This window comes from Streptococcus thalassemiae (assembly GCF_903645285.1).
Taxonomy (GTDB): Bacteria; Bacillota; Bacilli; order Lactobacillales; family Streptococcaceae; genus Streptococcus; species Streptococcus thalassemiae.
This window is the reverse complement of sequence record NZ_CAHJXN010000001.1, coordinates 260,671-284,589: the sequence shown is the minus strand read 5'-3', so window position 1 is coordinate 284,589 and position 23,919 is coordinate 260,671. Positions and strand designations below refer to the sequence as shown.

The following is a 23,919-nucleotide window of genomic DNA, read 5'->3' as shown; positions in this document are numbered from 1 at the left end:
ATCAATGGGGTATAGCCAAGCGGTAAGGCAAGGGACTTTGACTCCCTCATGCGTTGGTTCGAATCCAGCTACCCCAGTTCTTAGGTAATAATCAAGATAAAAAGCAAAATATCTTAGGGTATTTTATTTTTATAATTGAAAGACGTGAACGATATGAACATGTCCTTGCGGGTGCTTAGGAAAAAAATTATAAGTATGTCAAGTTTAAGAAAAAACTTGATTGTTGGAGGATTTTTTAGATGAACGAATTTGAAGATTTGCTAAATAGCGTTAGCCAAGTTGAGACTGGTGATGTTGTTAGTGCTGAAGTATTGACAGTTGATGCGACTCAAGCTAACGTTGCAATCTCTGGAACTGGTGTTGAAGGTGTCTTGACTCTTCGCGAATTGACAAATGATCGCGATGCAGATATCAATGACTTTGTTAAAGTAGGAGAAGTATTGGATGTTCTTGTACTTCGTCAAGTAGTTGGTAAAGATACTGATACAGTTACATACCTTGTATCTAAAAAACGCCTTGAAGCTCGCAAAGCATGGGACAAACTTGTTGGTCGCGAAGAAGAAGTTGTTACTGTTAAAGGAACTCGTGCCGTTAAAGGTGGACTTTCAGTAGAATTTGAAGGTGTTCGTGGATTTATCCCAGCTTCAATGTTGGATACTCGTTTCGTACGTAACACTGAGCGTTTTGTAGGTCAAGAATTTGAGGCTAAAATCAAAGAAGTTGACGCTAAAGAAAACCGCTTCATCCTTTCACGTCGTGAAGTTGTTGAAGCAGCTACAGCAGCAGCTCGTGCTGAAGTATTCGGTAAATTGGCTGTTGGTGATGTTGTAACTGGTAAAGTTGCTCGTATCACAAGCTTCGGTGCTTTCATCGACCTTGGTGGTGTTGACGGATTGGTTCACTTGACTGAATTGTCACACGAACGTAACGTATCACCAAAATCAGTTGTAACTGTTGGTGAAGAAATTGAAGTGAAAATCCTTGATCTTAACGAAGAAGAAGGACGTGTATCACTTTCACTTAAAGCAACAACACCTGGACCATGGGATGGCGTTGAGCAAAAATTGGCTAAAGGTGATGTAGTAGAAGGAACAGTTAAACGTTTGACTGACTTCGGTGCATTTGTTGAAGTATTGCCAGGTATCGATGGACTTGTTCACGTATCACAAATCTCACACAAACGTATTGAAAATCCTAAAGAAGCTCTTAAAGTTGGTCAAGAAGTTAAAGTTAAAGTTCTTGAAGTTAACGCAGATGCAGAGCGCGTATCACTTTCTATCAAAGCTCTTGAAGAGCGTCCAGCTCAAGAAGAAGGACAAAAAGAAGAAAAACGTGCTGCTCGTCCACGTCGTCCAAAACGTCAAGAAAAACGTGATTTTGAACTTCCAGAAACACAAACAGGATTCTCAATGGCTGATTTGTTTGGTGATATCGAACTTTAATCAAATTGAAAATTCACAAAATCCTTTGTTTACTAAACAAGGGATTTTTCTTTTGTCTCTGCTCCTTTTTTGATATAATAGTTCTATGTTAAAATCAGAAAAACAATCACATTATCAAATGTTAAATGAAGAATTGTCCTTCCTATTGGAAGGCGAAACTAATGTTTTGGCTAATCTTTCCAACGCCAGTGCTCTCATAAAATCACGCTTTCCTGATACTGTATTTGCAGGCTTTTATTTGTTCGATGGAAAGGAATTGGTTTTAGGTCCCTTCCAAGGAGGTGTTTCCTGTATCCGTATTGCACTAGGCAAGGGCGTTTGTGGTGAGGCAGCTCACTTTCAGGAAACTGTTATTGTTGGAGATGTGACGACCTATCCCAACTATATTTCTTGTGACAGTCTAGCTAAAAGTGAAATTGTGGTACCGATGATGAAGAATGGTCAGTTACTTGGGGTTCTGGATTTGGATTCTTCAGAGATTGAGGATTACGATGCAACGGATCGAGATTATTTGGAACAATTTGTCGCGATTTTGCTTGAAAAGACAGAATGGGACTTTACAATGTTTGGGGAAAAATCTTAATGTATCAAGCACTTTATCGAAAATATAGAAGTCAAAACTTCTCCCAGTTGGTTGGTCAAGAAGTTGTGGCTAAGACTCTTAAACAAGCAGTGGAGCAAGAGAAAATAAGTCATGCTTATCTTTTTTCTGGTCCACGGGGAACGGGAAAAACCAGTGTAGCCAAGATCTTTGCCAAGGCTATGAACTGCCCAAATCAAGTGGGTGGTGAACCTTGTAATAACTGCTATATTTGTCAGGCAGTGACGGACGGTAGTTTAGAAGATGTCATCGAAATGGATGCGGCCTCTAATAACGGGGTGGATGAAATCCGTGAAATTCGTGATAAATCTACCTATGCGCCTAGCCTTGCTCGTTATAAGGTTTATATCATAGATGAGGTTCACATGCTGTCTACAGGGGCTTTTAATGCCCTCCTAAAGACGCTGGAAGAGCCAACACAGAATGTGGTCTTTATTTTAGCTACTACTGAATTGCACAAGATACCTGCCACTATTCTATCCCGTGTGCAACGTTTCGAGTTTAAATCGATTAAGACACAGGATATTAAGAAACATATCCGCTATATCTTAGAAAAAGAAAATATCAGTTCTGAACCAGAGGCCGTTGAAATCATTGCCAGACGGGCTGAAGGTGGGATGCGAGATGCCTTGTCTATTTTGGATCAAGCCCTGAGTTTGACACAGGGAAACGAGTTGACGACTGCCATCTCTGAAGAAATTACTGGTACCATTAGTCTATCAGCCTTGGATGATTATGTGGCCGCCTTATCTCAACAGGATGTTCCCAAGGCTTTGTCTTGCTTGAATCTTCTCTTTGATAATGGTAAGAGCATGACTCGTTTTGTGACCGACCTTTTGCACTATTTAAGAGACTTGTTAATTGTTCAAACAGGAGGAGAAAACACTCATCATAGTCCAGTCTTTGTAGAGAATTTGGCACTTCCTCAAGAAAATCTGTTTGAAATGATTCGCTTAGCGACAGTCAGTTTAGCAGATATTAAGTCTAGTTTGCAGCCCAAGATTTATGCTGAAATGATGACCATTCGTTTAGCGGAAATTAAGCCTGAACTAGCTCTATCAGGGGCAGTTGAACATGAAATTGCTTCGCTGAGACAGGAAGTGACACGTCTCAAACAAGAACTCGCAAACGTGGGAACTGTGCCCAAGCCAACAAATCCAGCTCCTAGTCGCCCAGCAACAGGCAAGACAGTCTATCGTGTGGATCGCAATAAAGTTCAATCTATCTTACAAGAGGCTGTCGAAAATCCTGATTTAGCACGTCAAAACCTGATTCGTTTGCAGAATGCCTGGGGAGAGGTAATTGAAAGTCTAGGTGGTCCTGATAAGGCTCTGCTAGTTGGATCTCAACCGGTTGCGGCCAATGAACACCATGCTATTCTTGCTTTTGAGTCTAACTTCAATGCTGGTCAAACCATGAAACGAGATAATCTCAACGCCATGTTTGGTAACATCCTCAGTCAGGCGGCAGGTTTTTCACCTGAGATTTTAGCTATTTCCATGGAGGAATGGAAAGAAGTTCGCGCAGCCTTTTCAGCCAAAGCCAAATCTTCTCAAACTGAAAAAGAAGCAGAAGAAAGTCTGATTCCAGAAGGATTTGAATTTTTGGCTGATAAAGTGAAGGTAGAGGAAGACTAAAGAAAGATTTCATGATACAATAAGTTTATGAATAAACAACAATTTATTATTATGGCGCTGTTCACAGCTGCTGAGACCTATTTTTTCAATGAAGCCTGGATGACTGGTCGCTATATTATGGCAGCCTTTTGGGCCATTTTGCTCTTCAGAAATTTCCGAGTCAGTTATGTGATGGGCAAAATCGTTGATGTCATCGATCAGCATTTTAATAGGAAAGACTAGCCCTCAGCTTCCAGACAAAATCAAAGCCTTTTAGGCTTTTTTTTGTTATACTATAAAAGTATATTTATAGACCTTTTACTCTATTTCTGGGGAAATCAGACGTTTTTCTAGTAAGTACTGTAAAAGTCTTGAAAAAGAAAGGAACTATCATGTCAGTATTAGAGATCAAAGATCTTCACGTTGAGATTGAAGGAAAAGAAATTTTAAAAGGGGTGAACCTGACCCTGAAAACAGGAGAAATTGCCGCTATCATGGGGCCAAATGGTACTGGTAAATCAACTCTTTCTGCCGCTATTATGGGAAATCCAAACTATGAAGTAACCAAAGGTGAAGTCTTATTTGATGGCGTAAACATCCTTGAGTTGGAAGTTGACGAGCGTGCGCGTATGGGACTTTTCCTTGCTATGCAATACCCATCAGAAATTCCTGGAATTACCAACGCTGAATTTCTTCGTGCCGCTATGAATGCTGGTAAAGAAGATGATGAGAAGATTTCAGTTCGTGAGTTTATTACTAAACTAGATGAAAAAATGGAATTGCTCAACATGAAAGAAGAAATGGCAGAGCGTTACCTCAACGAAGGCTTCTCTGGTGGTGAGAAAAAACGTAATGAAATTCTTCAACTCTTGATGTTGGAACCAACATTTGCCCTTTTAGATGAGATTGACTCTGGTCTTGATATTGACGCTCTTAAAGTTGTATCGAAAGGTGTCAATGCCATGCGTGGTGAAGGTTTTGGTGCTATGATTATCACTCACTACCAACGTCTTTTGAACTACATCACACCAGACGTGGTACACGTGATGATGGAAGGTCGTGTTGTCCTTTCTGGTGGTCCAGAATTGGCTGCGCGTTTGGAACGTGAAGGATACGCAAAACTAGCTGAAGAACTTGGCTACGACTACAAGGAAGAATTGTAATTCCCTCGTATCTTTTAGGAGAAGTAAATGACTAAAGAAAATATTAAACTTTTTTCAGAAATGCACGCTGAACCAAGCTGGTTGGCTGACCTCCGTCAAAAAGCTTTTGATAAGATTGAGAGCCTAGAATTACCAGTTATTGAGCGTGTCAAATTCCACCGTTGGAATCTGGGGGATGGGACGATTACAGAAAGCGAGCCATCAGCAAATGTTCCAGATTTCACTGCACTAGATAACCACTTGAAGTTGGTGCAAGTAGGAACGCAAACTGTTTTTGAGCAAATTCCAGTTGAGTTGGCTGAACAGGGTATCATCTTTACAGACTTCCACTCAGCTTTAGAAGAAATTCCAGAGCTTGTTGAGGAATTCTTCATGTCATCTGTCAAGTATGACGATGATAAGTTGGCAGCCTACCATACAGCTTATTTCAATAGTGGTGCTGTTCTTTACATTCCTGATAATGTTGAGATTAAAGAACCAATCGAGGGTATTTTCTACCAAGATAGCGATAGCGATGTGCCGTTTAACAAGCATATTATGATTATCGCTGGTAAAAATTCTAAGATTAGTTATCTGGAGCGTTTAGAGTCACGCGGTGAAGGAAGTGCCAAAGTAACTGCAAACATTACTGTTGAAGTGATTGCTCGTTCTGGTGCTCAAGTCAAGTTTGCAGCTATCGACCGTCTAGGAGAAAATGTCACTGCCTATATTAGCCGTCGTGGTAAATTAGGCAACGATGCAAGTATTGACTGGGCAATCGGTGTCATGAACGAAGGAAACGTCGTTGCTGACTTTGATAGTGACTTGATTGGTAACGGTAGCCATGCTGACCTGAAAGTTGTAGCTCTTTCAAGTGGCCGTCAGGTACAAGGGATTGATACTCGAGTGACTAACTATGGTTGCAACTCAATCGGAAATATCCTCCAACATGGGGTTATCCTTGAAAAAGCAACCTTGACCTTCAATGGTATTGGCCACATTATCAAGGGTGCCAAGGGAGCAGATGCCCAACAAGAAAGTCGTGTTCTCATGCTTTCAGACCAAGCGCGTTCAGATGCTAACCCAATTCTTTTGATTGATGAAAATGACGTAACTGCAGGACACGCAGCCTCTATTGGTCAGGTGGATCCAGAAGATATGTACTACCTCATGAGTCGTGGCTTGGATAAGGCAACTGCAGAGCGTTTGGTTGTTCGTGGCTTCCTTGGATCCGTTATCGTTGAGATTCCAGTCAAGGAAGTTCGTGATGAAATGATTGCAACTATCGAAGAAAAATTGTCAAAACGCTAAGGGGAAGCCGATGTTAGATGTAGAAGCGATTCGCAAGGATTTTCCAATTTTAGACCAGATTGTTAATGATGAACCATTGGTTTATTTGGATAATGCTGCGACGACACAAAAACCACTAGCAGTTCTGGAGACGATTAACCGCTACTATGAGAACGACAATGCCAATGTTCACCGTGGTGTTCATACCTTGGCAGAAAGGGCGACAGCATCCTATGAAGCCGCTCGTGAAACCATTGCTAAGTTTATCAATGCAGGTTCGACAAAGGAAGTTCTCTTTACCAGAGGAACGACAACCAGTCTCAACTGGGTAGCACGCTTTGCTGAGGAAGTTCTGACTGAGGGAGACCAGGTCTTGATTTCCATCATGGAACACCATTCTAACATCATACCTTGGCAGGAAGCCTGTCGTAAGACTGGGGCTGAGCTGGTCTATATTTATCTCAGGGACGGTGCCTTGGATATGGCTGACTTGCGAGTTAAATTGACTGATAAGGTGAAATTTGTCTCCCTAGCTCATGCCTCAAATGTTCTTGGAGTGGTTAATCCTATCAAGGAAATCACTCAAATGGCCCACCAAGTTGGTGCCATCATGGTGGTGGATGGTGCTCAATCTACGCCTCATATGAAGATTGATATTCAGGACTTGGATGTGGACTTCTTTGCTTTTTCAGGTCACAAGATGGCTGGTCCGACTGGGATAGGTGTCCTTTACGGTAAAGAGAAGTATTTGGAACAAATGTCACCAGTCGAATTTGGCGGTGAGATGATTGATTTCGTTTATGAACAATCGGCTAGTTGGAAGGAATTGCCTTGGAAATTCGAGGCTGGAACTCCTAACATGGCTGGTGCCATCGGACTTGCTGCTGCAGTTGATTATCTGGAAAAGATTGGTATGGATGCCATTGAAGCCCATGAACAGGAATTGATAGCATACGTCTATCCAAAACTGCAGGCGATTGAAGGATTGACTATTTACGGTTCTCAGGACTTGGCTCAACGTTCAGGTGTCATTGCCTTTAACCTAGGCGACCTTCATCCGCATGACCTTGCGACTGCTTTGGATTATGAAGGTGTGGCAGTTCGTGCGGGTCACCACTGTGCGCAACCCTTGCTTCAGTATTTGGATGTTCGAGCAACAGCTCGTGCAAGTTTTTATATCTACAATACCAAGGCAGATTGCGACAAGCTAGTCGATGCCTTACAAAAGACAAAGGAGTTTTTCAATGGCACTTTCTAAACTAGATAGCCTTTATATGGCAGTGGTAGCAGACCATTCGAAAAATCCACATCACCAAGGGAAGTTAGAAGACGCTGAGCAAATCAGTCTCAACAATCCGACCTGTGGGGATGTTATCAATCTCTCCGTCAAGTTTGATGCAGATGACCGCTTGGAGGATATCGCTTTTCTAAACTCAGGTTGTACCATCTCGACTGCCTCTGCTAGCATGATGACGGATGCCGTTTTAGGAAAAACCAAACAAGAAATATTAGAACTTGCGACTATTTTTTCTGAAATGGTTCAAGGGCAAAAAGATGAACACCAAGACCAACTAGGCGATGCAGGCTTCTTGTTAGGTGTTGCTAAATTTCCTCAACGAATTAAGTGTGCAACCCTAGCTTGGAATGCCCTTAAGAAAACAATTGAAAATCAAGAAAAACAATAAGACAAGTTTCTTTTGTCTTATGAATCAGTAGAAATGAAGAATGAAAGAAAGGATATTATGGCTGAAGAAAGAGTAGAACCAAAACCAATTGATCTTGGTGAATATAAATTTGGTTTCCATGATGATGTAGAGCCTGTCCTATCGACAGGAAAAGGATTGAATGAAGATGTCATTCGTGAACTATCAGCTGCTAAGGGAGAACCTGAGTGGATGTTAGAGTTCCGTTTGAAGTCTTATGAAACCTTTAAAAAAATGCCCATGCAAACTTGGGGAGCAGACTTGTCAGAGATTGATTTTGATGACTTGATCTACTACCAAAAACCATCTGATAAGCCAGCTCGTTCTTGGGATGATGTGCCTGAAAAAATTAAAGAAACCTTTGAACGTATCGGGATTCCAGAAGCTGAGCGTGCTTATCTAGCCGGTGCCTCTGCCCAGTACGAGTCAGAAGTAGTTTACCACAACATGAAGGAAGAATTTGAGAAGTTAGGTATCATCTTTACAGATACGGATTCTGCTCTTAAAGAATACCCAGACTTGTTTAAACAATACTTTGCTAAGTTGGTACCGCCGACAGATAACAAGTTGGCTGCCCTTAATTCAGCAGTATGGTCAGGTGGAACCTTTATCTACGTACCAAAAGGGGTCAAAGTGGATATTCCTCTTCAAACCTACTTCCGTATCAACAATGAAAATACTGGTCAGTTTGAACGTACTCTGATTATCGTTGATGAGGGAGCAAGTGTCCACTACGTTGAAGGATGTACAGCACCAACTTATTCAAGTAACAGCTTACATGCTGCCATCGTAGAAATTTTTGCCTTGGACGGAGCTTACATGCGTTATACAACCATCCAAAACTGGTCTGATAACGTTTATAACTTGGTAACGAAACGTGCTAAAGCTCAAAAGGATGCCACTGTTGAGTGGATTGATGGAAACTTGGGTGCAAAGACTACCATGAAATATCCATCAGTTTACCTTGATGGAGAAGGGGCGCGTGGTACCATGCTCTCTATCGCCTTTGCCAATGCTGGGCAACACCAGGATACTGGAGCTAAGATGATCCACAATGCTCCACATACAAGCTCGTCTATCGTGTCTAAATCCATCGCTAAAGGTGGAGGTAAGGTTGACTACCGTGGACAAGTAACCTTTAATAAGAACTCTAAGAAATCTGTTTCTCACATTGAATGTGATACCATTATCATGGATGACTTGTCAGCATCAGATACTATTCCATTTAATGAAATTCACAACTCGCAAGTAGCTTTGGAACACGAAGCCAAGGTATCTAAGATTTCAGAAGAACAGCTCTATTACCTCATGAGCCGTGGATTGTCAGAATCTGAGGCAACTGAGATGATCGTTATGGGATTTGTGGAACCCTTCACAAAAGAACTTCCAATGGAGTATGCTGTTGAGCTGAACCGTTTGATCAGCTATGAAATGGAAGGATCAGTTGGGTAAAATTTGTTTTTATACTCTTCGAAAATCTCTCCAAACACGTCAGCTTTATCTACAACCTCAAAGCGGTGCTTTGAGCAACCTGCGGCTAGCTTCCTAGTTTGCTCTTTGATTTTCATTGAGTATTAGATTTATTCAAAATCAAAGATTTTGCAGATGAACTTGTAACAAAAAAATCGCGGTTTAAATCGCGATTTTTTTATAATTTCTCATTAACAAATCGGATAAACTGATTCCACCAAACTTTTAAGAAGAAGGCTTTTTCAATTTTCTTTTCTGCAACCATTTCGAAACTAGGGCGCTCTGTGGTGATGTAACCTTGACCAATCAAGTCCTTGTCTTCATAAGTCAGATGGCCAACCACTGTTCCGGCTTCAAGTGGTGCTGGGATTGCTTTAGAATCGGGAGTGAATTGAACAGATTGGGAAGATTGATTTCCAACACGTTCGATTAGATAGATATCCTCTGGAGCCACTGCAGTTACCGTATCTTCTTTTCCATCTTGTACAGGGGCTTTGCTATCTTGATAGGCATCGCCTTGCTGAACGATTTTGCGAAGTGTAAATGTAGAAGAAATATAATCCATTAGGGAAGATGTAGCTGTAAACCGAGCGTAGGGATTATTGTCTTGATGGTCTGCATTTAAAACAACTGTGATGACTCTCATGCCTTTTTCGACAGTAGTACCAACAAAAGACTCTCCAGCCTTATCTGTTGTTCCTGTTTTCAGTCCATCAAAACCACCACGGTAAGCAGGCATACCTTCTAACATGTAGTTGGTTGAAGTAATTGTCATTCCAGCAAAAGTAGAAGAAGGTTTTTTGGTGATTTCCAAGACTTGTGGGTATTTTTTGATGAGGTTGCGGGCAACGATAGCGACATCATAAGCACTGAGCTTATTTTCATCATCTTTATTAGACCCTGGGTAAATGTTATCTCCGAGAGTTTCGTTGTTCAGACCAGTTGTATTGACAACCGTGGCATCTTTGATTCCCCATTCCAGGAGTTTGGCCCGCATCATATCAACGAAGTTTTTTTCAGAGCCAGCAATTTTCTCAGCTAGGGCAATAGCGGCGCTGTTGGCACTAGATACCAGAGTTGCTTCCAGTAGTTGTTCGACGGTATAATTACGAGCCTCCATAGGAACATTACTGGCTTCAGAATTTGTCGTCAATTGATAAGGATAATCAGAGATATCTACTGGGGTGGAGAGTGTGATACTTCCATTTTCTAGAGCCTCATAGACAAGATAAACTGTAAGTAGTTTTGTAATAGAAGCAATTTCGACTGGCTGAGTTGCATCCTTCTCATAGAGAATTTTACCAGTATTTGCCTCAACAGCAATCGCATGTTTTGCAGCAATATTAAAATCTTGAGCAGCAACAGTAGAAGCGCCTCCTAAAAGGGAGACAGTTAATAAAGTTAAACATATTTTTTTCATAGTAGTCTTATTCTATCATAAAGAAAAAAAATATTCTTGCTTTAATAATTCATCCGTTAAGCTTTTTGAAAATATGGTAAAATAGAGTGAGGGAGGTAACTCATGTTTCGTAGAAATAAATTATTTTTTTGGACCACAGAAATTTTACTCTTAACCATCATCTTTTACCTATGGAGACAGATGGGGTCTTTGATTAACCCTTTTGTTAGCGTGCTTAATACAATTATGATTCCATTTTTATTAGGTGGCTTTCTTTATTATTTGACAAACCCTATTGTTACTTTCTTAAATAAAGTCTGTAAACTCAATCGTTTACTTGGTATTTTAATTACCTTGTGTGCTTTGGTCTGGGGAATGGTCATAGGTGTTGTCTATCTCTTACCTATTTTGATTAATCAGTTATCTAGTTTGATTATATCTAGTCAAACTATTTATAGTCGAGTACAAGACTTAATCATAGATTTATCTAATTACCCTGCGCTCCAGAATTTGGATGTAGAAGCTACAATTCAGCAACTAAACTTATCCTATGTTGATATTCTTCAAAATATCCTAAATAGCGTATCAAATAGTGTGGGGAGCGTCTTGTCAGCTCTTATCAGTACTGTTTTGATTTTGATTATGACTCCAGTTTTTTTGGTTTATTTCTTATTAGATGGACATAAATTCTTGCCCATGCTTGAAAGAACGATTCTAAAGAGGGATCGCTTGCATATTGCAGGTCTCTTAAAGAATTTAAATGCGACGATTGCTCGCTATATTAGTGGAGTTTCGATTGACGCAATCATTATAGGTTGTTTGGCTTATATTGGCTATAGTATTATTGGTTTAAAATATGCTTTAGTTTTTGCTATTTTTTCTGGTGTAGCCAATTTAATTCCTTATGTGGGGCCAAGTATTGGTTTGATTCCTATGATCATCGCAAATATATTCACTGATCCCCATAGACTGCTGATTGCAGTGATTTATATGCTTGTTGTTCAGCAGGTAGATGGCAATATCTTATATCCTCGAATCGTAGGAAGTGTTATGAAGGTTCATCCAATCACGATTTTGGTTTTACTTTTGTTGTCAAGCAATATCTATGGTGTCATTGGAATGATTGTCGCAGTGCCAACCTATTCTATCTTAAAAGAAATTTCTAAGTTCTTATCCCGTTTGTATGAAAATCATAAAATAATGAAAGAACGAGAAAGAGAATTAGCTAAGTAAAAGTCAGGAGAACCCTGATTTTTCTTTACTGGAAGTGGCCTTTAGATTAGAAGATTGAAAATAAGTTAAAGTCCTAAACTAATTTTCACAGCTAAAAATAGTAGAAGTTAATCTGATAAAAATCAAAAAAACCAGTGGAATTCCGTGTCAGGGTAAGTTCCACTGGTTTTCATAGTCTATTAAAGTTTGAATGAAACCTATTTATTTTAGTGAAACAAGTAAAAAGTAGTCCGGATAATATAAGGATTTATTTTATAGTTTTTAAACTCAAATGAATTGAAACAAAGAGAGTAGGAAAATTCTCATCTGAAAGTATTTTAGAATAATTTTCTTCGTGAATTTCTTCAAAACAGATAGCTTTATCTTAAGTATGTGTTAATTGGATTTCGTAAGCTCTATTCACAATTGTAAAGTTATGCACTGAGAAAGTTGTAGTTAGTCTCCCAGTTTGCTAAATTTCTCGAATAGTATCTTTTTTAGGTAAGTGATTTCTTTTTTGCATTTTTGTGTTAGATAAGGTATAATGGTTTTATTGTCTTTTGGGGTCGTTACGGATTCGACAGGCATTATGAGGCATATTTTGCGACTCGTGTGGCGACGTAAACGCTCAGTTAAATATAACTGCAAAAAATAACACTTCTTACGCTCTAGCTGCCTAAAAACCAGCAGGCGTGACCCGATTTGGATTGCTCGTGTTCAATGACAGGTCTTATTATTAGCGAGATACGATCAAGTCTTGTCTAGCGGCTTGATAAGAGATTGATAGACTCGCAGTTTCTAGGCTTGAGTTATGTGTCGAGGAACTGTTAAACTAATACATAACCTATGGTTGTAGACAAATATGTTGGCAGGTGTTTGGACGTGGGTTCGACTCCCACCGGCTCCATTATTCCTTTGTATTCTTTTACATTCCTTGGTAAAACGTTGTTAAATCAACGTTTTTTATTTTTATCTTTGGTATTCCTTGATATTCTTTTGCGAAAAAGGCAGACCCTAAAACAGACCCTATTTTAAAAAAAGCGATAAAAAAGATACAACATTTGTTGCATCCTAGAAATAATTTTTCTTTTCCACGGAAGACATGGGATTCGAACCCACGCACGCTGTTACACGCCTACCGCGTTTCCAACACGGCCTCTTAAGCCTCTTGAGTAATCTTCCAATACTTACTCAAATAGTCTACCATAAAGATACTTATCTTGCAATAAAAATTCTGAAAATAAGAAAAATGATAGAATTTGAAAGAAAATGATAAAAAATGCTTGACTTTAAAAGAAAGTGTGATAGAATGAATAGTGTAAACGATAACAGGAGGTGATTCGGTGTTAAAAACAGAGCGGAAGCAACTGATTTTAGAGGAGTTAAATCAACATCATGTAGTTTCTCTAGAAAAATTAGTTAGTTTGCTAGAGACCTCAGAATCAACGGTTCGAAGAGACTTGGATGAATTGGAAGCAGAAAATAAGCTTCGTCGCGTGCATGGTGGAGCAGAATTGCCTCACTCCTTGCAGGAAGAAGAAACCATTCAAGAAAAATCTGTCAAAAACCTTCAAGAAAAGAAGTTGTTGGCTCAGAAAGCAGCCTCTCTCATCAAGGAACAAGATGTCATCTTTATCGATGCTGGAACAACAACTGCCTTTTTGATTCATGAATTGGTCAATAAGAATGTTACAGTCGTGACCAACTCCATTCACCATGCTGCTCAGTTGGTTGAAAAGCAGATTCCAACGGTCATGGTTGGAGGAAGTGTCAAGATGGCGACAGATGCTAGCATCGGGGGCGTTGCTCTTAACCAGATTAACCAATTGCACTTTGACCGTGCCTTTATCGGGATGAATGGTGTGGACGATGGCTATTATACGACTCCTGATATGGAGGAGGGAGCTGTGAAGCGTGCTATTTTAGAGAATGCCAAACAGACCTATGTCTTGGTGGATTCGTCTAAGATTGGACAAACTTGCTTTGCCAAGGTAGCACCACTCAAACGCGCTATTGTTATCACAAGTCAAGGGCATGATCTCTTGCAGGTTATTAAGGAGAAAACGGAGGTAATAGAAGTATGATTTATACAGTCACACTCAATCCATCCATTGACTATATCGTTCGTTTGGACCAAGTCCAAGTCGGTAGTGTCAATCGTATGGACAGTGATGATAAGTTTGCTGGTGGGAAAGGAATCAATGTCAGTCGTGTCTTGAAACGCTTGGGTATTCCAAATACAGCGACTGGATTTATCGGTGGCTTTACTGGTAAATTTATCACAGATACTTTGGCTGATGAAGAAATCGAGACACGTTTTGTCCAAGTGGCAGAAGATACTCGTATCAATGTCAAGATTAAAGCAGACCAAGAAACAGAAATCAACGGAACGGGCCCAACTGTTGAACCGGCTCAGCTAGAAGAGTTGAAAGCTATTTTATCGAGTCTGACAGCAGAAGATACGGTTGTATTTGCGGGTTCAAGTGCTAAAAATCTAGGCAATGTCATCTATAAGGATTTGATTGCCTTGACGCGTCAAACGGGTGCGCAAGTGGCTTGTGACTTTGAAGGACAGACCTTGATTGATAGTTTGGACTACCAGCCACTTTTGGTCAAACCAAACAATCATGAACTTGGAGCTATCTTTGGAGTTGAACTCGATAGTTTAGATGAAATTGAGAAATACGCTCGTGAGTTACTGGCTAAGGGTGCTCAAAATGTTATTATCTCTATGGCTGGTGACGGTGCCCTTCTTGTCACATCTGAGGGAGCTTACTTTGCTAAACCAATCAAGGGAACAGTCAAAAATTCAGTCGGAGCTGGTGATTCTATGGTTGCTGGATTTACCGGTGAATTTGTCAAATCTAAAGATGCAGTAGAAGCCTTCAAGTGGGGAGTAGCTTGCGGAACAGCAACGACCTTCTCAGATGACTTGGCAACAGCAGAATTTATTAAAGAAACATATGAAAAAGTTGAGGTAGAAAAACGATGAAAATTCAAGACCTATTGAGAAAAGATGTCATGTTGCTGGATTTGCAGGCAACTGAAAAAACAGCTGTCATCGAAGAGATGATTAAAAGCTTGACAGACCACGGTTATGTGACAGATTTTGAAACCTTTAAAGAAGGAATTTTGGCGCGTGAAGCTCTGACTTCTACAGGTTTGGGTGACGGAATCGCAATGCCTCACAGCAAAAATGCTGCTGTCAAAGAAGCGACAGTTCTCTTTGCTAAGTCAAATAAGGGTGTTGATTATGAGAGTTTGGATGGACAAGCAACTGACCTCTTCTTCATGATTGCGGCTCCAGAAGGTGCCAATGATACTCACTTGGCAGCCTTGGCAGAATTGTCTCAATACTTAATGAAAGACGGTTTTGCTGACAAACTTCGCCAAGCAACATCAGTTGACCAAGTTATTGAGCTCTTTGACCAAGCTTCAGAAAAAACTGAGCAGCCTGTTCAAGTACCTGCCAATGACTCTGGTGACTTTATCGTTGCTGTTACAGCTTGTACGACAGGTATTGCCCACACTTACATGGCCCAAGAAGCCCTTCAAAAAGTGGCTGCTGAAATGGGGGTTGGTATTAAGGTTGAAACAAACGGAGCTAGCGGTGTTGGTAACCAACTAACTGCTGAGGACATCCGCAAGGCTAAAGCTGTTATCATCGCTGCAGACAAAGCGGTTGAGATGGATCGTTTCGATGGTAAACCATTGATCAATCGTCCGGTTGCTGACGGTATCCGTAAAACAGAAGAATTGATTAACTTGGCTCTTTCAGGAGATGCTGAAGTCTACCGTGCTGCTAATGGAGCAAAAGCTTCGACAGCAAGCAACGAAAAACAAAGCCTTGGTGGTGCCTTCTACAAACACTTGATGAGTGGTGTATCTCAAATGTTGCCATTCGTTATAGGTGGTGGTATCATGATTGCCCTTGCCTTCTTGATTGACGGTGCTTTGGGTGTTCCAAATGAAAATCTTGGTAATCTTGGTTCCTACCATGAGCTAGCTTCTATGTTTATGAAAATTGGTGGAGCTGCCTTTGGTTTGATGCTCCCAGTCTTTGCAGGTTATGTTGCATACTCTATCGCTGAAAAACCAGGTTTGGTAGCAGGTTTCGTGGCTGGTGCTATTGCCAAAGAAGGTTTTGCCTTTGGTAAAATTCCTTATGCCGCAGGTGGTGAAGCAACTTCAACTCTTGCAGGTGTCTCATCTGGTTTCCTAGGTGCCCTTGTTGGTGGATTTATCGCAGGTGCTTTAGTTCTTGCTATCAAGAAATACGTTAAAGTTCCTCGTTCACTCGAAGGTGCTAAATCAATTCTTCTCTTGCCACTTCTTGGAACAATCTTGACTGGATTTGTCATGCTAGCTGTGAACATTCCAATGGCAGCAATCAACACTGCTATGAATGACTTCCTAGGCGGTCTTGGAGGAGGTTCGGCTGTCCTTCTTGGTATCGTTCTTGGTGGTATGATGGCTGTTGACATGGGTGGACCAGTCAATAAAGCTGCCTATGTCTTTGGTACAGGTACGCTTGCAGCGACTGTTTCTTCAGGTGGTTCTGTGGCTATGGCAGCAGTTATGGCTGGAGGAATGGTGCCACCACTTGCTATCTTTGTCGCAACGCTTCTTTTCAAAGATAAATTTACCAAAGAAGAACGCAACTCTGGTTTGACAAACATCATCATGGGCTTGTCATTTATCACTGAGGGAGCAATTCCATTTGGTGCCGCTGACCCAGCTCGTGCGATCCCAAGCTTCATCCTTGGTTCAGCAGTAGCAGGTGGCCTCGTTGGTCTTACTGGTATCAAACTCATGGCGCCACACGGAGGAATCTTCGTTATCGCCCTTACTTCAAATGCTCTCCTTTACCTCGTTTCTGTCTTGGTAGGAGCAATTGTAAGTGGTGTGGTCTATGGTTACCTACGCAAACCACAAGCATAAAAATTAGATAGAAAATAAAAAGATTGGACCGTTTGGTGCAGTCTTTTTCTCTTTCCGAAATGCCTGTGAAATATGGTATAATAGAAGAATGGCAAACAAGAATACAAGTAAAACAAGACGGAGACCGTCTAAAGCAGAACTGGAAAGAAAAGAAGCGATTCAACGAATGTTGATTTCGTTGGGAATCGCGATTTTATTGATTTTCGCAGCCTTCAAATTAGGGGCTGCAGGTATCACTCTTTACAATTTAATTCGCTTGCTGGTGGGTAGCCTAGCTTATCTGGCAATATTTGGTATCCTACTCTATCTCTTCTTTTTCAAGTGGATACGAAAACAGGAAGGACTCTTATCAGGATTTTTTACCATATTTGCAGGTTTGCTCTTGATTTTTGAAGCCTACTTAGTTTGGAAATATGGTTTAGACAAGTCCGTTCTAAAAGGGACAATGGCTCAGGTTGTGACGGATTTGACTGGTTTTCGAACGACCAGTTTTGCTGGAGGGGGCTTGATTGGTGTCACTCTTTATATTCCAACCGCCTTTCTCTTTTCAAATATCGGCACTTACTTTATTGGTTCTATCTTGATTTTAGTGGGTGCCCTCCTAGTCAGTCCTTGGTCTGTTTACGATATTGCGGAATTTTTCAGTAGAGGCTTTGCCAAATGGAGGGAAGGACATGAGCTTCGAAAAGAGGAACGCTTTGTCAAACAAGAAGAAAAAGCTCGCCAAAAGGCTGAGGAAGAGGCTAGATTAGAACAAGAAGAAGCTGAAAAAGCCTTACTCGATTTGCCTCCTGTTGATATGGAAACGGGTGAAATTCTGACTGATGATGTTGTGCTTGACATTCCTCCTGTTCCAGAAGAAGACTGGGTGGAACCAGAAATCATCCTGCCTCAAGCCGAACTTGAATTCCCTGAGCAGGAAGATGGCTCTGATGATGAAGATGTACAGGTTGATTTTTCAGCCAAAGAAGCCCTTGAATACAAACTTCCAAGCTTACAACTCTTTGCCCCAGATAAACCAAAAGACCAGTCTAAAGAGAAGAAAATCGTTCGTGAAAATATCAAAATCCTTGAAGAAACCTTTGCTAGCTTTGGTATCAAGGTAACGGTTGAACGGGCCGAAATTGGGCCATCAGTGACCAAGTATGAAGTCAAGCCTGCAGTGGGTGTAAGGGTCAACCGCATTTCCAATCTCGCAGATGACCTCGCTCTAGCCTTGGCAGCCAAGGATGTCCGAATCGAAGCACCTATCCCAGGGAAATCTTTAGTCGGAATCGAAGTTCCTAACTCTGAGATTGCGACTGTATCCTTCCGCGAACTATGGGAACAATCTCAAACGAAAGCAGAAAATCTCTTGGAAATTCCTCTAGGGAAGGCAGTTAATGGCACCGCAAGAGCTTTTGACCTTTCTAAAATGCCCCACTTGCTAGTCGCAGGTTCAACGGGTTCAGGGAAGTCAGTAGCAGTTAACGGCATTATCGCTAGCATTCTCATGAAGGCGAGACCAGACCAAGTTAAATTTATGATGGTGGACCCCAAGATGGTTGAGTTGTCTGTTTACAATGATATTCCCCATCTCTTGATTCCAGTTGTGACCAATCCACGCAAAGCCAGCAAGGCCCTGCAAAAGGTTGTGGACGAAATGGAAAATCGTTATGAACTCTTTGCCAAGGTGGGAGTTCGGAATATTGCAGGCTTTAATGCCAAGGTAGAAGAGTTTAATGCCCAGTCTGAGTACAAGCAGGTTCCACTACCACTCATTGTTGTGATTGTGGATGAGTTGGCTGACCTCATGATGGTGGCCAGCAAGGAAGTGGAAGATGCTATCATCCGTCTTGGGCAGAAGGCGCGTGCTGCCGGTATCCACATGATTCTTGCAACTCAGCGTCCATCTGTTGATGTCATTTCTGGTCTGATTAAGGCCAATGTCCCATCTCGAGTGGCTTTTGCGGTATCATCAGGTACAGATTCCCGTACGATTTTGGATGAAAATGGAGCTGAGAAACTACTTGGTCGAGGAGATATGCTCTTTAAACCAATCGATGAAAATCATCCTGTTCGTCTCCAAGGCTCCTTTATCTCGGATGATGATGTCGAACGTATTGTAAACTTTATCAAGACTCAGGCAGATGCGGACTACGATGAGAGTTTTGATCCGGGAGAAGTTTCTGAAAATGACGGAGAATTTTCAGATGGTGAATCTGGTGGTGATCCGCTCTTTGAAGAAGCCAAGGCTCTAGTTATTGAGACCCAGAAAGCCAGTGCATCCATGATTCAGCGTCGTTTATCAGTTGGATTTAACCGTGCAACCCGCCTTATGGAAGAACTCGAAATGGCAGGTGTCATCGGTCCAGCTGAAGGTACCAAACCAAGAAAAGTATTGCAACAATAAAAAATAGCTTCTTTCCAAGTTTGGAAGGAAGCTATTTTACTGGCTATTGATTGCTTTTATTTTCTGAAGTTGGCGCATTGGACTGTTTTTCATTATCAGCGGCAGGTTTACTTGTAGCAGGTGTAGTAGAGTCCTGAGTTGCTGTTTTCTGATCTTCTTTTTTCTCTTCCTTGACGCTAGATTTTGGTGTTTCTTCTTGCTGTGTTTTTTCTTGAGAAGTGTTAGTTTCCTTATTGGGACTAGTGTTTTCCTGAGGGGATTCCTTTTGAATTTCTTTGACAATTGTTGTCGTCTGTGTTGTTGTGTTTTCTTTTTTAGTATTTTTATTATTATCCAAGGCATTCATGATCGTGATAGTCGCAGTAACCAAGCCGAGGATACTACCGATAGTCGCAACGGTTTTTTGAAAGACCGTAAAGCCTTTTTTGATGTGTTCTGTTTTTGGTTTTGAAGTTCTACGATAATTAGACATACATTTTCTCCTTTCATTAAAATTTATTATACCGCATTTCTTTAAAAAAATCTTAAAAAAAGAGGAATTGCCCTTTCTTGTCGCAAGCTCCGTTTCATGATACAATAGAAGGAGTGATTTTAGAAAGCGTGAGAAAACATGATTTACTTTGATAATTCGGCGACTACCAAGCCTTATCCTGAAGCCCTTGAAACTTATATGCAGGTCGCTTCAAAAATTTTAGGAAATCCATCTAGTCTCCATCGTTTGGGAGACCAGGCAACACGAATCTTAGATGCTTCTCGGCAACAGATTGCAGATTTAATCGGTAAGAAAAGCGATGAAATCTTCTTTACTTCTGGTGGGACAGAAGGAGATAACTGGGTTATCAAGGGTGTGGCCTTTGAAAAAGCTCGGTTTGGCAAGCACATCATTGTATCAGCCGTTGAACATCCAGCAGTTAAGGAATCAGCCCTCAGGCTGAAAAGTCAAGGATTTGAAGTGGATTTTGCTCCAGTTAATGAGAAAGGATTTGTGGATGTTGAGGCGCTAGGAGCTTTGATAAGACCTGATACGACCCTCATCTCTATCATGGCAGTTAACAATGAAATCGGTTCTATCCAGCCCATCGAGGCTATTTCAAAACTATTGGCAGACAAACCGACTATTTCCTTCCACGTTGATGCGGTTCAGGCGCTTGCCAAGATTCCGACCGAAAAGTATCTGACAGAACGAGTGGATTTCGCGACCTTTTCGAGTCATAAATTTCATGGTGTCCGAGGTGTTGGTTTTGTCTATATCAAGTCTGGTAAGAAAATTACGCCTCTTTTAACAGGTGGTGGTCAGGAGCGAGATTATCGTTCGACAACTGAAAATGTGGCAGGGATTGCAGCGACAGCTAAGGCCCTCCGTTTGTCTATGGAGAAGCTAGATTTCTTTACAAGTAAGACTGGGCAGATGAAGACAGTGATTCGTCAAGCACTTCTGGACTATCCAGATATTTTTGTCTTTTCAGATGAGGAAGACTTTGCCCCTCATATCCTGACTTTTGGAATCAAGGGTGTTCGTGGTGAGGTCATTGTTCACGCCTTTGAAGACTATGATATTTTCATCTCAACGACCTCTGCTTGTTCATCTAAGGCTGGAAAACCTGCAGGCACCTTGATTGCAATGGGAGTGGATAAGGATAAGGCCCAGTCAGCTGTGCGTCTTAGCCTAGACCTTGAAAATGATATGAGTCAGGTCGAGCAGTTTTTGACCAAGTTAAAATTGATTTACAATCAAACTAGAAAAGTAAGATAGGAGCATTCATGCAGTATTCAGAAATTATGATTCGCTACGGAGAGTTGTCAACCAAGGGCAAAAACCGTATGCGTTTCATCAATAAACTTCGCAATAATATTTCAGACGTTTTGTCTATCTATCCCCAAGTTAAGATAACGGCAGATCGCGACCGTGCCCACGCTTACCTCAATGGAGCAGATTACACAGCAGTAGCAGAATCGCTCAAACAAGTATTTGGAATTCAAAACTTTTCCCCTGTTTATAAGGTTGAAAAATCTGTAGAAGTTTTGAAGTCTTCTGTCCAAGAGATTATGCAGGACATCTACAAGGAAGGTATGACCTTTAAGATTTCTAGCAAACGTAGCGACCACAACTTTGAACTTGACAGTCGTGAACTCAACCAAACACTTGGAGGGGCTGTTTTTGAAGCCATTCCAAATGTGCAAGCTCAAATGAAAAGTCCTGACATCAATCTCCAAGTGGAGATTCGAGAAGAAGCAGCCTACCTTTCCTATGAAACCATTCGAGGGGCAGGTGGTTTGCCAGTGGGAACTTCAGGTAAAGGGATGCTTATGTTATCAGGAGGGATTGACTCACCTGTAGCAGGTTATCTTGCTTTGAAACGTGGAGTGGATATTGAGGCTGTTCACTTTGCCAGCCCACCTTACACGAGTCCTGGTGCTCTTAAAAAAGCCCAAGATTTGACTCGTAAATTGACCAAGTTTGGGGGCAATATCCAGTTTATCGAAGTTCCTTTTACAGAGATTCAAGAGGAAATCAAGGCTAAGGCACCAGAAGCCTACCTTATGACCTTGACGCGTCGTTTTATGATGCGTATTACGGACCGTATTCGTGAGGTACGAAATGGTTTAGTTATCATCAATGGAGAAAGCCTAGGTCAAGTAGCTAGCCAAACTCTTGAAAGTATGCAGGCTATCAACGCTGTGACCAACACTCCCATCATCCGTCCAGTTGTGACAATGGATAAGTTGGAAATCATTGACATTGCTCAGGAAATTGACACCTTTGAAATTTCTATCCAGCCTTTTGAAGACTGTTGTACCATTTTTGCGCCAGATCGCCCGAAAACAAATCCTAAGATTAAGAATGCGGAGCAGTACGAAGCGCGTATGGATGTTGAAGGATTAGTAGAGCGAGCTGTGGCTGGAATCATGATTACTGAGATTACACCGCAGGCTGAAAAAGATGAAGTGGATGACTTGATTGACAATCTTCTCTAATCAGAAAACACAAAAGAATAGCAAAAATCAGGAAAGAAAGTTAGTTTTTTATCATAAAAATAGGTAAAAAACTGACTTTTTTTCTATTTTTATGATATAATGAGATAAAATTTTGAATATAGAGAGTTTTCTGACAATGAATCATTCCTACTTTTATCTAAAAATGAAAGAACACAAACTCAAGGTTCCTTATACAGGTAAGGAGCGCCGTGTACGTGTTCTTCTACCTAAAGATTATGAGAAAGACACGGACCGTTCCTATCCTGTTGTATACTTTCATGACGGGCAAAATGTTTTTTATAGCAAGGAGTCTTTCATTGGTCATTCATGGAAGATTATCCCAGCTATCAAACGAAATCCGGATATCAGTCGCATGATTGTCGTTGCCATTGACAATGATGGTATGGGGCGGATGAATGAGTATGCGGCTTGGAAGTTCCAAGAATCTCCTATTCCAGGCCAGCAGTTTGGTGGTAAGGGCGTGGAGTATGCTGAGTTTGTTATGGATGTGGTCAAGCCTTTTATTGATGAGACCTATCGTACCAAAGCTGACCGCCAGCATACGGCTATGATTGGCTCTTCGCTAGGAGGCAATATTACCCAGTTTATCGGTTTGGAATATCAAGACCAAATTGGTTGTCTAGGGGTCTTTTCATCTGCCAACTGGCTCCACCAAGAAGCCTTTAACCGCTATATTGAGCGCCAAAAACTATCGCCTGACCAGCGCATCTTCATCTATGTGGGAACGGAAGAAGCGGATGATACGGACAAGACCTTGATGGCTGGCAATATCAAGCAATCCTACATTGATTCATCGCTACGCTATTACCATGATTTGATAGCAGGGGGAGTACATCTGGATAATCTTGTGCTGAAAGTTCAGTCTGGTGCCATCCATAGTGAAATCCCTTGGTCGGAGAATTTACCAGATTGTCTGAGATTTTTTGCAGAAAAATGGTAAGTTAAGAAAGGAAAAAACGAAATGCATATTGAACATCTTAGCCACTGGAGTGGCCATCTCAACCGTGAAATGTACCTCAACCGTTATGGACATGCTGGGATTCCAGTTGTGGTCTTTGCTTCATCAGGCGGTAGTCACAATGAATACTATGATTTTGGCATGATTGATGCTTGTGCTTCCTTTATTGAGGAAGGCCGTGTCCAGTTCTTTACCCTATCCAGTGTAGATAGTGAGAGCTGGTTGGCCACTTGGAAAAATGGGCACGACCAAGCAGAGATGCACCGTGCCTACGAGCGCTATGTGATTGAGGAGGCTATTCCTTTTATCAAGCACAAGACAGGTTGGTTTGATGGCATGATGACGACAGGTTGCTCTATGGGAGCCTATCATGCACTCAATTTCTTCCTCCAGCATCCAGATGTCTTTACCAAAGTGATTGCTCTCAGTGGTGTTTACGATGCACGTTTCTTTGTCGGCGATTATTACAATGACGATGCTATTTACCAAAACTCGCCAGTAGATTATATCTGGAACCAGAATGACGGCTGGTTTATTGACCGTTATCGTCAGGCAGAGATTGTGCTTTGTACGGGTCTCGGTGCCTGGGAACAAGATGGCTTGCCATCTTTCTACAAGCTCAAAGAAGCCTTTGACCAGAAACAAATTCCAGCCTGGTTTGCTGAATGGGGACACGATGTCGCCCACGACTGGGAATGGTGGCGCAAACAAATGCCTTATTTCCTTGGAAATCTCTATTTATAAAAGGAGTTACCT

20 protein-coding genes, 2 tRNA genes and 1 other RNA gene are annotated in these 23,919 nt (G+C 41.3%); 20 read left to right on the top strand and 3 right to left on the bottom strand.

Translation table 11 applies throughout. The features are described 5' to 3' along the window. Positions 1 to 5: 5 nt before the first annotated feature. The 10 genes from HWX15_RS01530 to sufB all read left to right on the top strand — a co-directional run bounded on the left by HWX15_RS01530 (position 6) and on the right by sufB (position 9,246). A tRNA-Gln gene (locus tag HWX15_RS01530) sits at positions 6 to 77 on the top strand. 162 nt (positions 78 to 239) lie between these two features. Then, positions 240 to 1,442: a 30S ribosomal protein S1 gene (gene rpsA, locus HWX15_RS01525; protein ID WP_061439368.1), complete on the top strand. Its 1,203-nt coding sequence runs from the start codon at positions 240 to 242 to the stop codon at positions 1,440 to 1,442. A gap of 85 nt (positions 1,443 to 1,527) precedes the next feature. Continuing rightward, positions 1,528 to 2,025 (top strand): GAF domain-containing protein, encoded by a 498-nt coding sequence (locus tag HWX15_RS01520; RefSeq protein ID WP_175880059.1) that lies wholly within the window; start codon positions 1,528 to 1,530, stop codon positions 2,023 to 2,025. Next, entirely contained in the window at positions 2,025 to 3,680 is a 1,656-nt protein-coding gene (gene dnaX / locus HWX15_RS01515) for a DNA polymerase III subunit gamma/tau (protein ID WP_175880058.1), read from the top strand. The genes HWX15_RS01520 and dnaX overlap by 1 nt, the downstream gene beginning before the upstream one ends. Before the next feature lie 27 nt (positions 3,681 to 3,707). Beyond that, positions 3,708 to 3,902: a DUF3272 domain-containing protein gene (locus HWX15_RS01510; RefSeq protein WP_001041547.1), complete on the top strand. Its 195-nt coding sequence runs from the start codon at positions 3,708 to 3,710 to the stop codon at positions 3,900 to 3,902. Positions 3,903 to 4,051: 149 nt separating this feature from the next. Then, positions 4,052 to 4,822: a Fe-S cluster assembly ATPase SufC gene (gene sufC / locus HWX15_RS01505; RefSeq protein ID WP_000114489.1), complete on the top strand. Its 771-nt coding sequence runs from the start codon at positions 4,052 to 4,054 to the stop codon at positions 4,820 to 4,822. 27 nt (positions 4,823 to 4,849) lie between these two features. Then, complete coding sequence (sufD, locus tag HWX15_RS01500; protein ID WP_138705530.1) at positions 4,850 to 6,112, top strand: Fe-S cluster assembly protein SufD; 1,263 nt, start codon at positions 4,850 to 4,852, stop codon at positions 6,110 to 6,112. Between the two features lie 10 nt (positions 6,113 to 6,122). Continuing rightward, positions 6,123 to 7,349 (top strand): cysteine desulfurase, encoded by a 1,227-nt coding sequence (locus HWX15_RS01495; RefSeq protein ID WP_166728150.1) that lies wholly within the window; start codon positions 6,123 to 6,125, stop codon positions 7,347 to 7,349. After that, positions 7,336 to 7,776, top strand: a complete 441-nt coding sequence (gene sufU, locus HWX15_RS01490; RefSeq protein ID WP_175880057.1) for a Fe-S cluster assembly sulfur transfer protein SufU — start codon at positions 7,336 to 7,338, stop codon at positions 7,774 to 7,776. Before HWX15_RS01495 ends, sufU begins: the two co-directional genes overlap by 14 nt. 57 nt (positions 7,777 to 7,833) lie before the next feature. Then, the gene (sufB, locus tag HWX15_RS01485; protein ID WP_000797047.1) at positions 7,834 to 9,246 is read left to right on the top strand and encodes a Fe-S cluster assembly protein SufB; all 1,413 of its coding nucleotides are present in this window, start codon (positions 7,834 to 7,836) and stop codon (positions 9,244 to 9,246) included. Between the two features lie 196 nt (positions 9,247 to 9,442). Here the strand turns inward: sufB and pbp3 are convergent, their stop codons facing one another. After that, entirely contained in the window at positions 9,443 to 10,684 is a 1,242-nt protein-coding gene (gene pbp3, locus HWX15_RS01480; RefSeq protein ID WP_175880056.1) for a D-alanyl-D-alanine carboxypeptidase PBP3, read from the bottom strand. 102 nt (positions 10,685 to 10,786) lie between these two features. Here pbp3 and cozE point away from each other — a divergent pair, with 102 nt between their 5' ends. Both cozE and ssrA read left to right on the top strand, forming a co-directional pair. Next, positions 10,787 to 11,896, top strand: a complete 1,110-nt coding sequence (gene cozE, locus HWX15_RS01475) for a cell elongation protein CozE (protein WP_175880055.1) — start codon at positions 10,787 to 10,789, stop codon at positions 11,894 to 11,896. Positions 11,897 to 12,437: 541 nt separating this feature from the next. Then, positions 12,438 to 12,785: a transfer-messenger RNA gene (gene ssrA, locus HWX15_RS01470) on the top strand. Between the two features lie 184 nt (positions 12,786 to 12,969). Here ssrA and HWX15_RS01465 read toward each other — a convergent pair. Next, positions 12,970 to 13,057: transfer RNA gene (locus HWX15_RS01465), tRNA-Ser, on the bottom strand. A 161-nt stretch (positions 13,058 to 13,218) separates the two neighbouring features. Here HWX15_RS01465 and HWX15_RS01460 point away from each other — a divergent pair. The 4 genes from HWX15_RS01460 (at position 13,219) to HWX15_RS01445 (ending at position 19,208) form a co-directional block, all read left to right on the top strand. Then, positions 13,219 to 13,959, top strand: coding sequence for a DeoR/GlpR family DNA-binding transcription regulator (locus tag HWX15_RS01460; protein ID WP_173250058.1), 741 nt, complete (start codon positions 13,219 to 13,221; stop codon positions 13,957 to 13,959). Next, complete coding sequence (gene pfkB / locus HWX15_RS01455) at positions 13,956 to 14,867, top strand: 1-phosphofructokinase (RefSeq protein ID WP_175880054.1); 912 nt, start codon at positions 13,956 to 13,958, stop codon at positions 14,865 to 14,867. The genes HWX15_RS01460 and pfkB overlap by 4 nt, the downstream gene beginning before the upstream one ends. Then, on the top strand, positions 14,864 to 16,816 hold the full coding sequence (locus tag HWX15_RS01450) for a fructose-specific PTS transporter subunit EIIC (protein ID WP_175880053.1): 1,953 nt from the start codon (positions 14,864 to 14,866) through the stop codon (positions 16,814 to 16,816). Before pfkB ends, HWX15_RS01450 begins: the two co-directional genes overlap by 4 nt. A gap of 139 nt (positions 16,817 to 16,955) precedes the next feature. Then, positions 16,956 to 19,208 (top strand): DNA translocase FtsK, encoded by a 2,253-nt coding sequence (locus HWX15_RS01445; protein WP_303048042.1) that lies wholly within the window; start codon positions 16,956 to 16,958, stop codon positions 19,206 to 19,208. A 43-nt stretch (positions 19,209 to 19,251) separates the two neighbouring features. Here HWX15_RS01445 and HWX15_RS01440 read toward each other — a convergent pair whose 3' ends face one another. Further along, entirely contained in the window at positions 19,252 to 19,680 is a 429-nt protein-coding gene (locus HWX15_RS01440; protein ID WP_175880052.1) for a DUF6556 family protein, read from the bottom strand. Between the two features lie 138 nt (positions 19,681 to 19,818). Here HWX15_RS01440 and HWX15_RS01435 point away from each other — a divergent pair, with 138 nt between their 5' ends. From HWX15_RS01435 to HWX15_RS01420, 4 genes are all read left to right on the top strand, one after another. Further along, positions 19,819 to 20,961, top strand: coding sequence for a cysteine desulfurase family protein (locus HWX15_RS01435; protein WP_175880051.1), 1,143 nt, complete (start codon positions 19,819 to 19,821; stop codon positions 20,959 to 20,961). Between the two features lie 8 nt (positions 20,962 to 20,969). Continuing rightward, positions 20,970 to 22,184, top strand: a complete 1,215-nt coding sequence (gene thiI, locus HWX15_RS01430; protein WP_175880050.1) for a tRNA uracil 4-sulfurtransferase ThiI — start codon at positions 20,970 to 20,972, stop codon at positions 22,182 to 22,184. Positions 22,185 to 22,320: 136 nt separating this feature from the next. Beyond that, a complete protein-coding gene (locus HWX15_RS01425) occupies positions 22,321 to 23,145 on the top strand; it encodes an alpha/beta hydrolase (RefSeq protein ID WP_175880049.1) in 825 nt (274 codons plus the stop codon). A gap of 21 nt (positions 23,146 to 23,166) precedes the next feature. Beyond that, a complete protein-coding gene (locus HWX15_RS01420) occupies positions 23,167 to 23,907 on the top strand; it encodes an esterase family protein (protein WP_000546753.1) in 741 nt (246 codons plus the stop codon). Positions 23,908 to 23,919 lie beyond the last annotated feature (12 nt).